The sequence below is a fragment of the Paenibacillus dauci genome (assembly GCF_000971985.1).
In the GTDB taxonomy this organism is placed as follows: Bacteria; Bacillota; Bacilli; order Paenibacillales; family Paenibacillaceae; genus Saccharibacillus; species Saccharibacillus dauci.
Map to the genome: position 1 here is coordinate 451041 of NZ_LAQQ01000005.1, position 14746 is coordinate 465786.

12 protein-coding genes are annotated in these 14746 nt (G+C 47.5%); all 12 read right to left on the minus strand.

Features of this window, described 5'->3' with window-relative positions:
• Positions 1–133: 133 nt before the first annotated feature.
• On the minus strand, positions 134–1072 hold the full coding sequence (locus tag WH46_RS19715) for a bifunctional riboflavin kinase/FAD synthetase (protein WP_017813725.1): 939 nt from the start codon (positions 1070–1072) through the stop codon (positions 134–136).
• A gap of 79 nt (positions 1073–1151) precedes the next feature.
• Positions 1152–2111, minus strand: coding sequence for a tRNA pseudouridine(55) synthase TruB (gene truB / locus WH46_RS19720; protein ID WP_046228023.1), 960 nt, complete (start codon positions 2109–2111; stop codon positions 1152–1154).
• Positions 2108–3085, minus strand: coding sequence for a DHH family phosphoesterase (locus tag WH46_RS19725; RefSeq protein ID WP_046228024.1), 978 nt, complete (start codon positions 3083–3085; stop codon positions 2108–2110). The genes truB and WH46_RS19725 overlap by 4 nt, the downstream gene beginning before the upstream one ends.
• A gap of 17 nt (positions 3086–3102) precedes the next feature.
• Entirely contained in the window at positions 3103–3465 is a 363-nt protein-coding gene (gene rbfA / locus WH46_RS19730; RefSeq protein ID WP_017813722.1) for a 30S ribosome-binding factor RbfA, read from the minus strand.
• 17 nt (positions 3466–3482) lie between these two features.
• The gene (gene infB, locus WH46_RS19735; RefSeq protein WP_046228025.1) at positions 3483–6047 is read right to left on the minus strand and encodes a translation initiation factor IF-2; all 2565 of its coding nucleotides are present in this window, start codon (positions 6045–6047) and stop codon (positions 3483–3485) included.
• Positions 6022–6363, minus strand: a complete 342-nt coding sequence (locus WH46_RS19740) for a YlxQ family RNA-binding protein (RefSeq protein ID WP_017813720.1) — start codon at positions 6361–6363, stop codon at positions 6022–6024. Before WH46_RS19740 ends, infB begins: the two co-directional genes overlap by 26 nt.
• Positions 6356–6664: an RNase P modulator RnpM gene (gene rnpM, locus WH46_RS19745; RefSeq protein WP_017813719.1), complete on the minus strand. Its 309-nt coding sequence runs from the start codon at positions 6662–6664 to the stop codon at positions 6356–6358. The genes WH46_RS19740 and rnpM overlap by 8 nt, the downstream gene beginning before the upstream one ends.
• A 117-nt stretch (positions 6665–6781) precedes the next feature.
• Positions 6782–7879 (minus strand): transcription termination factor NusA, encoded by a 1098-nt coding sequence (nusA, locus tag WH46_RS19750; RefSeq protein WP_017813718.1) that lies wholly within the window; start codon positions 7877–7879, stop codon positions 6782–6784.
• Between the two features lie 35 nt (positions 7880–7914).
• Positions 7915–8376, minus strand: coding sequence for a ribosome maturation factor RimP (gene rimP, locus WH46_RS19755; protein WP_017813717.1), 462 nt, complete (start codon positions 8374–8376; stop codon positions 7915–7917).
• 293 nt (positions 8377–8669) lie between these two features.
• A complete protein-coding gene (locus WH46_RS19760; protein ID WP_046228026.1) occupies positions 8670–12995 on the minus strand; it encodes a PolC-type DNA polymerase III in 4326 nt (1441 codons plus the stop codon).
• Complete coding sequence (locus tag WH46_RS24530; protein ID WP_269430649.1) at positions 12979–13113, minus strand: hypothetical protein; 135 nt, start codon at positions 13111–13113, stop codon at positions 12979–12981. The genes WH46_RS19760 and WH46_RS24530 overlap by 17 nt, the downstream gene beginning before the upstream one ends.
• Positions 13114–13271: 158 nt before the next feature.
• Positions 13272–14729, minus strand: a complete 1458-nt coding sequence (gene proS / locus WH46_RS19765; protein ID WP_017813715.1) for a proline--tRNA ligase — start codon at positions 14727–14729, stop codon at positions 13272–13274.
• Positions 14730–14746 lie beyond the last annotated feature (17 nt).

A 14746-nucleotide genomic window follows, 5' to 3' on the forward strand; every position in this document is an offset into this window, starting at 1 on the left:
GGTGAGACTCGAATAACCAAGCTAAGGTTGCGTTGGATGTTTACTTGAAACAGCAACGTTAATCAGTATAGCACAACCTGATCGGGAATATCAATGTTGTACTCTAAATTTATTACGGATAAGTGCAAAGAAATCAGATCAATCGTCTTCTGGCTTCTTCGGCATCCAGTCTGATCTGGGTAACCAGTTCGTCAATCGAACCAAACTTTTGCTCCGGACGGATATAGTCAATCAGTTCTGCAGCCAGCTGCTGACCATACAGGTCTCCCTGATAATCGAAAATATGTGCTTCAAAGCTAGGACGTGTCTCTCCGGTCTGGAATGTAGGCTTGTAGCCAATATTCATGACACCAGCACGCCATGCGCCTTCTGCCATTACCCTTACGGCATACACACCTGATTTGGGTACAACATACTTTTCGCTTAAATCCAGATTGGCGGTAGGGAATCCGATCGTCCGCCCGCGCTTGTCGCCATCAATAACGGTTCCACGGATCTGGTAGGGACGGCCCAGCAGACGGGCTGCCAAGGCAGCATCCCCTTCACGAAGCGCACGGCGAATCGCTGTACTGCTGACTTTGGTTCCTTCCAGCTGAAAAGCAGGCACCGTATCCACTTGCATGGATTCCTGTCCCAGCTCCCGCAGAAGCTCGGGAGTACCTGCACCTTTGTGACCAAAATGGAAATCAAAACCGACTACTGCCGTATGCACTTTGAGAGGACGCAGCATTTCATAGTAGAATTGCTCCGGTGTTACCGTCGAGAAAGCATGATTGAATTGAGCAACATACAGTGTATCCACACCCATGTTACGTAAAATCTCTTCCTTGATGGACAGAGGCGTCAGATAACCTTCATAATCTCCTTTGCCCAGAATTTCTTTGGGATTGGGATTGAAAGTCATGACCGAGGCTGCTATGCCAAGGCTTCTGGCCAGACGGATTCCGTGTTCAATCACACTCGTATGTCCAAGATGCAATCCATCAAACTGACCGATCGCCATGATCTGGCTGTGGTCTGCATGAGGTCTGCTGCCCTCTGCCCAGGGATAGGATAACCTTACGATATTCACTATGATATCACCTGCATTTCCGCAATTAGTTCATTTCAGCTCTGCTGCCTGTATTGTAACTCATGAAGATAGCTTCACACTAGGCAGGCAAAAATACCTTTACAGGCACAATTTGTCCTGTCTGTTCATCTTCACGGAAAATTCCGATAAAAATCTGCTCCGGGCCATATAGCTTGAACAAGCTCATATCATTCTGTTCAGGCAGGTTAGCTGGAGGAGTGCCAGATACCGAAGAATCTTCTACAGGATGAATATGACGCTTATCGATCTTTTTGCCCTGCAGTGTTGAACGGTATACTTCTTCATCAACTGTAAATGAAGGCAGCTCGGACATGGCCTGATCCGCGGGGATAAGATGCTGCTCCAATTCACCGTTCTGCACAAGCTCTTCGATCTGTTCAAAAGTCAAACACTGCTCCAGACGAATTCCTGCCGACTGTGTACGCACCAGCTGTACCATCGTGGAAGGAACATGCAGTGCACGCCCCACGTCCACACAAAGTGTGCGGATATAGGTACCTTTGGAACACAGTACACGGAACGATACTTCCGGATGGATACCCGGCTTCCAGCCTGTCATTTCCAAACTGTAAATGGTCACTTCACGTGCCTTGCGTTCAATCGTCTTTCCTTCACGCGCTAGCTCATACAGACGCTTGCCGTCCACTTTGACAGCAGAATACATAGGTGGCACTTGAGATATAGTCCCGATCATGCTCTGCAGCGCCTCGTGCACCTGTTGCTCTGTCAATTGTACTTCGTCCACCTGCTCGGTAATCTCACCTGTGAGATCCTCCGTATCGGTAGCAATACCAAAGCGCAGAGTCGCCTCATACTCTTTGGGCATTCCCTGCAAATATTCCACAATACGTGTAGAACGTCCCAGACATAGCGGCAGCACACCGGTAACAGCTGGATCAAGTGTACCGGTATGACCGATACGCTTCATACTCACCAGACGGCGGACTTTGGCAACTACATCATGGGAGGTAAATCCTGCCGGCTTGTGTACCGCCAGTACTCCGTCAAACTGATTCATAAGGACTCCTTCACCCGCTGCACTACTTTTTCTATAACTTCATCCAGACTGCCTTCAAGCCGGCATCCTGCTGCCTTGATATGTCCACCACCGTCAAAATGTTGGGCAATCGCGGCTACATCCACTTTGCCGGCAGAACGCATACTTGCTTTTACCGCATTATCGTTGATCACTTTGAAAAAGATACCGACTTCTACACCCTGTATGTTGCGCATGAAGTTAACGATTCCTTCCAGATCCTCGTTCTCTGCCCCTGACATAACCATATGCTCTGGCGTAACATGCACATAGGCAATTTTGCCGTCTGCAGTCAGTTCCAGGGTAGACAAAGCAAGTGCAAGTACTTTGACCTGAGCCAATGTCACTTCTTCCAGCAGCGTCTCTGCCAGTTCTGGACCGTTCACTCCCAATTCCAGCAATCGGGAAGAAATCTCCATTACTTTGGGAGAAGTACTAGAATAGCGGAATCCGCCCGTATCTGTCAGCAGGCCTGTATAAATGGCCTCTGCTGCCGCAGTGGTCCATTCTACATCAAAGCAGTTAATCCAGTCATAAAGTACTTCAGCTGTAGCCGCAGCATCGGGCTTGATCACATTAACTGTGCCATATCCGTCATTGGTCGGATGATGATCTATGTTCAGAATAGCGGCGGATTCTGCCATCCATTCCTTTACCATGCCTACTCGCTTAAAGTCTGCACAGTCGACGCAGATTATGTTCTGATATTCACGTTGTCCGCCATCAGACAGCTGGTTGATAATCTGATCCGACAGTGTAAGATAGCTCATACGCTTCGGGATCGGACCTTCATTTACCAGTGTGAATTTTTTGCCCAGACAAGACAGAAGCCAGCCCACTGCTACAGTGGAACTGACTGCGTCTCCGTCCGGCTGAACATGCGAAACCACCAGAAAATCATCGTGCTTCTCAACGAATGCTTTCGCATCCAGAAGCGCTTGTTCATAGGTTTGCATTGCCGTCTCCTTTGAAGTTACTCTTTGGAAGAATCTTCATCACGGTGGATCTGATTAATTAGCTGGTCAATCCGGTTGCCATAGGCAATGGACTCATCAAACTTGAAAATCAGTTCCGGTGTATGACGCAACCGGATACGCTTGCCGATTTCGGAGCGCAGGAACCCGGATGCTTTTTCGATTCCTTTCAGAGAACCTTGTTTTTGTTCATCATCACCCAGTACGCTGAGGTATACCTCAGCCTGGGAGAGATCATTGGTAACATCTACACCTGTAACGGTCACAAAACCGATACGCGGATCTTTGAGTTCATTTTGGATCAGCAGGCTCAGCTCTTTTTTGATCTGCTCGCCTACACGTCCTGTTCTAATCTTAGCCATTTCTTTTCACCTCGCGATTAGCGCTCTACAGCTTCCATGATAAAGGCTTCAATTACGTCGCCTTCTTTGAGATCATTGTAGCCGTCCAGCGTAATACCACATTCGTAACCTTGTGCCACTTCTTTGGCGTCATCTTTGTAACGTTTGAGGGAATCGATCTTGCCCTCGAAGATAACGATACCGTCGCGGATCAGGCGGGTTTCGGCAGATCGAGTGATTTTGCCGGAAGTAACCATACAACCTGCAATCGTACCAACTCTGCTGATTTTGAATGTGCTGCGGACTTCTGCATGTCCAATAACAACTTCTTTGTATTCCGGATCGAGCATACCTTTCATAGCCTGCTCAATTTCTTCAATAGCATTGTAGATAACGCGATGCAGACGGATATCTACCTGTTCCTGATCAGCGGTTTGTTTCGCTTGTACATCAGGACGTACGTTAAAGCCGATAACGATCGCATTCGAAGCTGCGGCCAGGATAATATCGGATTCGTTAATTGCACCTACGCCGCGGTGGATAATCTTGACGCGAACGCCTTCCACCTCGATTTTTTCCAGAGAGCCTTTGAGAGCTTCCACGGAACCCTGTACGTCACCTTTGATGATGACATTCAGATCTTTGATTTCACCGTCTTTGATATGTTGGAACAGATCATCCAGCGTTACACGCGTATTCGCGCCCAGCTCGGATTGACGATGTGTAATTGCACGCTTGTCGGCAATCGAACGTGCTTTGCGCTCGTCTTCGAATACCATAAATGGATCGCCCGCTTGCGGTACTTCTGTCAGACCGGTAATTTCTACGGGTGTAGAAGGACCAGCTTCTTTGAGGCGGCGTCCTTTATCATTTACCATCGCACGGATACGTCCGAAACAGTTACCTGCAACAAAAGCGTCTCCGACTTTGAGAGTACCATTCTGTACCAGAATACGAGCTACCGGACCGCGTCCTTTATCCAGCTCGGCTTCGATAACTGCACCACGGGCACGTTTGTCCGGGTTCGCTTTGTAGTCGTTCACTTCAGCGATCAGCAGAATCATTTCCAGCAGTTCTTCGAGACCTGTACGCTGCTTCGCAGACAAGTTAACGAAGATGGTGTCTCCACCCCACTCTTCCGGTACGAGTTCATACTCGGTGAGCTCCTGTTTTACTTTATCCGGATTCGCACCCGGCTTATCGATTTTGTTGACAGCAACGATAATTGGCAGACCTGCCGCTTTGGCATGGTTGATTGCTTCTACCGTCTGTGGCATAACGCCGTCATCTGCTGCAACCACGATGATTGTAATGTCAGTTACCTGTGCACCACGAGCACGCATAGCAGTAAATGCTTCGTGACCAGGTGTATCCAGGAACGTAATTTTTTTCTTGTTAATTTCTACCTGGTATGCGCCGATATGTTGAGTAATACCACCTGCTTCGCCGCCTGTTACGTTCGTGGAACGAATAGCATCCAGCAATGTGGTTTTACCATGATCGACGTGACCCATGATGGTTACGACCGGTGGACGTGCTTTCAGATCTGCTTCATCATCGACTTCTTCCACTGTCTCGAAGCGATCATCTTCCACTGCGATCTTCACTTCTACTTCTACGCCATAATCATCAGCAAGCAGCTGGATAGTATCCAGATCAAGCTCCTGGTTGATTGTAGCCATAACGCCGCTGCTAATCAGCTTTTTGATAACTTCGGAAGCATCTTTGTGCAGCAGTTTGGCTGTCTCGCCTACTGTCATCTCACCGCGAACGATGATTTTCTTAGGCGTGTTATCGATTTTCTCGCGTGGAGGCTGATTGTAGTTTTGGTTACGTCCGCCACGGCCTTTGCCCCCACGACCATTACGGTTACCACCGCCACCACGATTGTTATCGAAACGGCCACCACCGCCACCGCTACCACCACGGTTATTGTTGTTACGGTTACCGCCGCTGTTGCCGCCACGATTACCACCAGAGTTGGAAGCTGAACCTGTGCCACCGCTGTTACGGTTGCCGGAAGCATCACTGCTCTGTGCAGTTCTTACTTGACCGGAAGGCTGACGATTCTGGGAACTCGATTGAGGGCGGGAAGCTGCACTGCTAGGCTGACGATTGCCACCCTGGCTATTGCTGTTACTGCGGTTACCCTGTTGACCCGTGGAGGATCCACCCTGGGAGCTGCGGTTGCCCTGTTGGCCGGATGAAGATCCGCCTTGTGCACTACGATTACCTTGTTGACTGGACGACGAGTTAGAGCGGTTACTGCTTGTACCGCTTTGGGACCTAGTATTCCCGTTGGTTGAGTTGTTCTGATTTTTTATATCCATACCTACCTGCTTTTCCTGTCTATTTTTTTCGCGTGACGTCGAAGAAGCGTCCGCTATGGTTGACTGTCCATTGCCTTGTTGCTCTGCATTGGACTTGATATTTTTAAAAAAACCTTCGACTTTGGTAACAGCGTCATTTTCCATAACGCTCATATGATTGTTGACCGGTACATTCAGCTTTTTCAAGATCGTAATGATTTCTTTGCTGCTCATATTGAGAGATTTCGCATATTCATAAACTCTCAGTTTATCCTTCTGCTCCTGTGTGCTCAATATATTCCACCTCCGACGAATCCCCTATTCGTTTGCGGAGAAGCTTGGCGAACCCGTTGTCGGTTAATGCCAGCACGACACGGCCATCCTTTCCGATGCTTGTTCCCAACTGATCACGATCATAGCCGATCAACAGCGGGATATGGTAACTACTGCACTTATCACGGAATTTCTTTTGCGTGTTGGCTGAGGCATCACCCGCCAGTACAACAAGTGAAGCGTCGCCGGAACGAATCGCTTTGAGAACGAGTTCGTCCCCGGATAATACTTTACCAGCCCGCATTGCAAGACCGAGTAGGGATAATTCGTTATTCATTAGCGTCTCTCTCCTGCACTGAACTAAAATTGCTTTCTACGCTGCTAAATTCGCTGGCAAGCCGTTCATATATTTCCGGACTTACCGGCACTTTGAGTGCGCGATCAAACGCACGACTCTTCTGTGCCAGCTGAAAGCAGGCCATATTGCCGCATACATACGCGCCACGACCTGATTTTTTACCGGTCAAATCAATCTCTACCGTTTCTTCCGGTGTACGAACAATGCGCACCAGTGTTTTCTTGGGCATCATTTGCTGGCAAGCCACACATTTGCGCAGCGGTATCTTTTTGGTTTTCAATTATACCATCCCCCTTCAAACTTATGAACTCTCCCGATTGCCATCGTGCACACACATCAGAACGGCCCTGGCAAACAGCGGCCTGTAAGAGTCCAATTCTGCAAGTAATGGGAAAGGTTAGTCCACCGATACGGAATCCTGATGCATTTCTTCGCCCATTTCTCTCGGACGGCCGAATTCCTCTTCTGCCTGAGTCTCGCTCTTGATGTCGATTTTCCAGCCAGTCAGTTTGGCAGCAAGACGCGCATTCTGACCTTTGATACCGATCGCCAGGGACAGCTGGTAATCCGGCACAATCACACGAGCCATTTTCTCTTCCTCGAACACTTGAACCTCGAGTACTTTGGAAGGACTGAGTGCATTGGCCACATATTCTTCCACGCTCTCCGAATAACGAACGATATCGATTTTCTCACCGCGCAGTTCACCGACGATAGTCTGTACACGTATTCCGCGAGGTCCTACGCATGAACCGACCGGATCAACTTCTGCATTGCGAGAGTAAACCGCAATTTTGGAACGGAAGCCGGCTTCACGAGCCACCGAGCGGATCTCTACTACGCCATCAAAAATTTCCGGCACTTCCAGCTCAAACAGACGCTTGAGCAGACCCGGATGTGTACGTGAAAGTATGATCTGAGGTCCTTTGGTTGTGTTTTCCACTTTGGTGATGTAGGCTTTGATGCGCTCGTTCATGTTGAACTTCTCATTCGGCATCAATTCGGTTAAAGGCAGTACAGCTTCTACTTTACCCAGATCCACGTAGATGTTGCGTGCATCCTGACGCTGTACAATACCGGTAACGATATCTTCTTCTTTATCAATAAAAGCGTTATAAATGAGCCCGCGTTCAGCTTCACGGATACGCTGTGTAACAACCTGTTTCGCCGTTTGCGCAGCAATACGCCCGAAATCACGTGGAGTGACTTCGATCTCGGCTACATCTTCCAGTTGGAAGTGCGGGTTAATCTCACGAGCGGAAGCAACCGAAATCTCTGTACGCTCATCCAGTACTTCTTCTACGACCATTTTACGGGCAAAGACTTTGATCGCCCCGGTGTTGCGGTTCATATCGACCCGCACGTTTTGCGCAGTGTTGAAATTGCGCTTGTAACTGGAAATAAGCGCTGCTTCGATCGCTTCGAATAGAATATCCTTGCTGATCCCCTTTTCGCGTTCCAGCTCATTCATTGCTTCAATAAAATCCATACTCATGGCTTTCAAGATCCCCCTTTCAAAAAACTACCGTTTTAAAAAATGATTGCCAGTCTGGCGCTGGCTACTTTTTCATATGGAATAGTGTAACGTTTCTTGCCCGCTTCAATGAGCATGTCATCATTATCGAATGAGAGCAACCGTCCTTCAAATTCCTTTGATCCATCTACTGGTTCATATGTTGTTACAAATACATCTTTTCCTACTGCTTTGAGAACATCCGACTCTTTTTTGAGAGGACGTTCAGCTCCCGGTGAGGAAACTTCCAGAAAGTAAGGATCTTTGATCGGATCATTGGCATCCAGCTTCTCACTCAAATACTCACTAACCCGGCCGCAATCATCGATATCGATGCCGCCTTCTTTGTCTACAAATACGCGCAGAAAAAAGTTCTTACCTTCTTTTACATATTCCACATCGACCAGCTCAAACCCATGTTCCTCCAAAAATGGCTGTACCATTTCCTCGACGGTCGTTTTAATCTTTGGTGTACTCAAACAATCCAACCCTCCATCGCCTTTAGAATCCTTTATTCAAATGAGCGCTGCCGAATGGCGTATAACTGCTGCATCTTAAAGAAAATCGAACCAAATAAAAATCTTTCGGTTCGATCTTTTCCATAGGCTATACCGTATACCTGAATTCAACAACCTCATACCAAACAGTAAAGAGTGGGTTTCCCCACTCTTTACAGGACGGTTATTTCTTTCTTAGCTCCCTAAAATTATATCATAATCCTGCATTAGTGACAAGTGAAACGCCTTGACCACATTTGGCACCCTTACGTCTACTAAAAAAGGGACAGCTGGTTGCTTTCAGGCAGACCACGGAAGCAGCCCATCTGAGTCATCAGCTCGACAATCGTCTTGGTTGCTTTGGATTTCTGCTGGAAATCCTCAATCGACAGGAATTCGCCATGCTCACGGGATGCCGCAATATTACGTGCTGCGTTATCACCAATGCCCTGCACAGCAGAGAATGGTGGAAGCAGACTTTTGTCATCCACGATAAAGGAAGTCGCATCCGAACGATACAAGTCGATCGGTTTGAACGAGAATCCCCGTGCTGTCATTTCAAGTGCCATTTCCAGTGCCGGCAGCATGTTTTTTTCTTTTGGCGGTGCCTGGAAGCCCATTTGCTCAATCTCTTCAATCTTGCGATAGATGGCTTCGTATCCTTTACAACAAAGATCAACATCAAAATCTTCTACACGTACCGTAAAGTAGGTCGCATAGTATTCAATCGGATAATACAGTTTGAAGTAAGCCGTACGCACTGCGGAGATAACATAGGCAGAGGCGTGGGCTTTCGGGAACATGTACTGGATTTTCAGACAAGAATCAATATACCACTGTGGTACTTTGCATTTCTTCATTTCATCGATCCATTCCGGGGACAGACCTTTACCTTTACGTACACTCTCCGTAATTTTGAAGGCCAGACCGGCATCCATGCCCGCTTTATAAATCAGGAAGAGCATAATATCATCACGACAACCGATAACGGTCTTGATTGTACATGTATTATTCTTGATCAGTTCCTGTGCATTGCCGAGCCAGACACCCGTTCCGTGAGACAGACCGGAAATCTGCAGCAAATCGGCAAAAGAAGATGGCTGTGATTCAACAAGCATCTGACGTACGAACTTGGTACCCATCTCCGGCACGCCATATGTCGCTACCGGGCTGCGCAGCTGCTGCGGAGATACTCCCAGCGCTTCTGTAGAGTTGAACATGCTCATAACCTTGGGATCATTCATTGGGATCGTTGTCGGGTCTACCCCGGTCAGATCCTGCAGCATCCTCATCATCGTCGGATCATCATGTCCCAGAATATCCAGTTTGAGCAAATTCGCCTCAAACGCATGATAGTCAAAATGTGTTGTTTTCCACTCGGCATTTACATCATCTGCCGGGTATTGCACCGGTGTAACATCTTCTACATCAATATAGTCCGGTACAACAACAATACCGCCGGGATGCTGACCCGTACTGCGCTTAACGCCGGTACAGCCGGAAGCCAGTCGGTTCAACTCTGCTCCGCGCCACTTTTTCTGATGCAATTCTTCATACTTTTTGGCAAATCCGTAAGCTGTTTTCTCAGCGACCGTACCAATCGTTCCGGCGCGGAATACATTTTCTTCTCCAAATAGTACTTTCGTGTAATTATGCGCTTTGGGCTGATAATCACCGGAGAAGTTCAAGTCAATATCGGGAACCTTGTCCCCTTTAAAACCCAGAAATGTCTCGAACGGGATATCCTGTCCTTCTCCTTTGAGTTTGCCTCCACACTGTGGGCAATCTTTCTCGGGAAGGTCGAATCCACTCGGTACACTACCATCGAGGAACCACTCGCTATGCCGACATTCCGAATTGATGCAAATATAGTGTGCAGGCAGTGGATTAACTTCAGAAATCCCGAGGAATGTAGCGACTACCGATGAACCTACCGATCCCCGTGAACCTACCAGATAACCATCCTGGTTGGACTTCTTAACCAGCTTCTCGGAAATCAGATAGTTGGCAGAGAATCCGTATTTGATAATCGGCTCCAGTTCCTTTTCCAGACGGGCAATTACGACTTCCGGCAGATCTTCGCCGTATATCGATTTGGCTGTCTCATAGCAGGTATTACGTATTTCTTCATCTGCACCATCAAGCAGTGGTGTAAACAGCTTGTCAGGGAATAACGGGAAATCTTCGAAGCGCTCGGCCAACGCCTGAGTATTGGTTACGACCACTTCGTAAGCTTTGTCTTCACCAAGGAAAGTAAACTCTTCCAGCATCTCGCTGGTTGTACGCAAATGAGCATCTGGCTTGCGTTGATCCTTGAGCGGGCTAAAGCCGGTAATACCGTTAATGGTAATATCGCGGAACAGCTTCTGCCGTGGTTCCAGATAATGTACATTACCTGTAGCGACAACCGGTTTGTTCAGACGTTCACCCATTTCACATACTTTGGTCAGTGCCGTTTCAATCTCTTTTGGACTTCCTACCAGTCCTTTATCTACCAGATGCATATACATGGTCATCGGCTGAATTTCCAGTACATCGTAGAATTGCGCAACTTCTTCGGCTTCTTCTACTGTTTTGTTCAGTACAGCTTCGAAAAATTCGCCTTTTTCGCAGCCGGACATGACGAGTATGCCTTCCCGGTATTCGGTCAGTACAGACTTGGGAATACGCGGTACACGTTTGAAATATTCAGTATGCGACAGCGAAATCAGCTTGAACAGATTCTTTTTACCTTTTTCATTAAGAGCATAGATCGTACAGTGGAACGGTCGCGCATTGGACAGATCCTGACCGACAAACTCATTCAGACGATCGAGGCGGGTCAGACGCCGTTCCTGTTCTGCATCTTTGAGGAGGCCAAACAGCACACCGCCCAGGGCAATCGTATCATCTATCGCACGGTGATGACTTTCCAGAGAAACTTTATATTTATCCGCCAACGTATTCAGACGGTGGTTTTTCAATTTCGGATGAATCAATCTTGCGAGTTCCAGTGTATCAAGTACCGGGTTTTTCATTTCCGGCAGATCATGATTTTTGAGTGTAGCCTGAATAAAGCCAATATCGAATCGTGCGTTGTGCGCAACCAGAATATGATCTCCGGCAAAAGCAACAAAGTCGCGAATTACCTGATCAATCTCGGGAGCACCCCGAACCATCTCATCGGTAATATTGGTCAGCTGCTGGATATTGTAAGGAATACGTTCATGTGGATCTACAAATGTCGCATAACGATCCAGTTCCTTGCCATCCTGCATTTTAACTGCAGCGATCTCGATAATCTTGTTCTGTGTAATCGACAAACCGGTGGTCTCAATATCGAATACAATATACGTAGCATCCTTGAGTTCAATAGGCTGCGGCTCCAGTACAATAGCAACCGAGTCATTGATTACATTGGCTTCCAGTCCATATAGCACTTTGATACCGTGTTTTTTGGATGCTTTGTAGGCTTCCGGATAGCACTGTACACCACCATGATCGGTAACTGCAATTGCCGAGTGTCCCCAGGCAGCAGCGGTTTTTACATACTGGTCAATTGGTGTTACGGCATCCATCGTACTCATCGTCGTATGCAAATGAAACTCTACCCGCTTTTCTTCTGCATCATCTTTGCGTCCCGGAGGAGCTTTGATCTCATTCAGATCGGAAGGAATCATTGCGAGTTCGGGAATTTGCATAAACCGGTCATATTCCACACGCCCACGTGCCTTAACCCATTTACCATTCGCCAGCAGGCTCATGATTTTAAGATCTTCTTTATTTTTGGCAAACATCTTCATCTGCAGGGAATCGGTGAAGTCGGTCAGGAAGAATGTAAACAGGGTGCTGCCATTACGCAGTTCCTTGCTTTCCAGTCCAAAAATGGTTCCTTGAACCGTAACCTTTTTCTCCTCATCCTGAAGATCCTGCAGCGGAACCGCCGGGTCTTTGATCTCATAACCAACCTGGAGACGTACCGGTTCTCCATCTTCATCGACTTCTTCTTCCAGCTCGGACTCCATGCTGGTCATCAGTCTTTCAATCTCCTGCAGCTCTTCCTGACGACGCTGTTCATGGAAAGCCTGTACCGCTTCGGTAGTATTCTCGCCTACTTCCACTTTGATACGCAGCTGCAGACCGAAGTAATCTTCATAAAATCTTGCAATTGCCTGATCAATCTGCTTTTTCTTGGCCAGTTCGAGTGCCATTTGATCAGTCATGGTCAGTGTCAGTACATCCCCATCCAATGAAAATTTGGCACGGGTCATCCAGCCATTAACCGATGGAATCTGTCGCTGTACCCACTCCAGGAACAAGCTCCAGTATTCTTCCACAATCTGTACATGATCAATATGATCATTATATCGGAACAGGAAACGGATTTTGGCAATATGGCTCATTTTGTCCTGAATATGTTTGCAGAACGTACGATAGGTTGGTGAAGGAATAAGCGTCTCTTTGGTAATGATGAGCTTCCATTCCTTGTTGCTGCGGCTAATCTCCACCTGCTCAATTGCTCCATCTGCAAAATAGGGCTCCATCAATCCAGCAGGCACCTGCGCCTGCTTCATCAACAGCTCGAAACGTTGTCTTTTCTCTCCGCTAGCGCTCACGCTCATGAGGTCCCCCTTCAAAAAAGTGGCAAGCTCCCGTTAAAGTCGGTGCCAGACTGACGTCTACTCCGCTCTCCGGAAGCTTGCCTGCTTGATCTAATGCTTCTGTATAACTGGTTTGCATATAACCACCAGGCATACGATATATTTCGGATTAAATTGAATAATAATTTGCTGCACTATTGATTAAATGCAGAACTGCTGACGTTCTGTCGCTATTACTGACGATCTTGTCAATTTGTATATAGAGACAACTTGCATCTCTCAAAAAAAAGCCAGTAATTAATAAGCGCGTGCAAACACAACAGTATGTTTGGCAGGTTGTCCGGTTACCAGACATTTTTCTTTTTGTACATCCAGTTGGAAAGGAATATTACGGATCGTTGCGCCTGTCTCTTCTTTGACTTTACGCTCTGTTTCTTCCGTACCATCCCAACCTGCGATAAAGAATCCGCGTTTTTCTTCCATAATTGCTTTCATCTCGTCCAGCGTGTCGATCACATGCATGTTCTCTTCACGGAATGCCAGGGCACGAGTATACATTTCCTGCTGAACCTGCTCCAGCATCGCTTGTACTTCTGCAACGATGTTTTCCAGAGGCACTTGTTTCTTCTCGCCGGTAATACGGGATACGAGTACACATACACCATTTTCGATATCGCGAGGACCTACTTCCAGACGTACCGGAATACCGCGCATTTCATATTCGTTGAACTTCCAGCCTGGACGTACATCGGCACGATCATCAATGCCTACGCGTACTCCTGCTTTTTTCAGTTCAGCAAACAACTCATCGGCACGACCAACAACCAGCTCGCGCGTTTTAGGAGGTCCGATCGGAATAATCATTACCTGTTTTGGCGCTACTTTTGGCGGCAGTGCCAGACCACGATCATCTCCGTGCACCATGATCAGTGCACCGATCAGACGGGTACTTACACCCCACGAAGTGGTATGTGCATATTCCTGTGTATTTTCACGGCTCAGGAACTGAATATCAAATGCTTCGGCAAAATTGGTACCCATGTAGTGGGAAGTTCCCGCTTGTACCGCACGTCCATCCTTCATCATCGCTTCGATGGAGTATGTAGCTTTGGCACCTGCAAACTTCTCGGACGGGCTCTTTTGTCCTTTGATTACCGGGATTGCCAGGAAATCCTGAACAAACTCGGTGTATACATCCAGCATACGCATTGTTTCTTCCATGGCTTCTTCCTGAGTTTCGTGAGCAGTATGACCTTCCTGCCACAGGAATTCACTTGTACGCAGGAATGGCAGTGTACGTTTTTCCCAGCGTACTACGTTTGCCCACTGGTTGATCAGTACAGGCAGATCGCGATAGGACTGAATCCATTTGGAATACATGTGACCGAACATCGTCTCGGAAGTTGGACGAATCGCCAGACGTTCTTCGAGTGGATCGCCACCCGCTTCGGTTACCCAAGGCAGCTCCGGGTTAAATCCTTCAACGTGTTCTTTTTCTTTTTCAAAAAAGCTCTCTGGAATAAAGAGCGGGAAGTATGCGTTACGATGACCGGTTTCTTTGAAACGGCGATCCAGATCCTGCTGAATATGTTCCCAGATTTCATAACCGTCCGGACGGAATACGATACATCCGCGAACCGGAGAATAATCCATCAGATCGGCTTTTTTGATCACGTCGATATACCAACGCGAGAAATCTTCATTCTGTGGAGTGATTTCTGTTACAAATTGTTTATCCTGCTTTTCGTTCGACATAAAAATGGATATCCTCC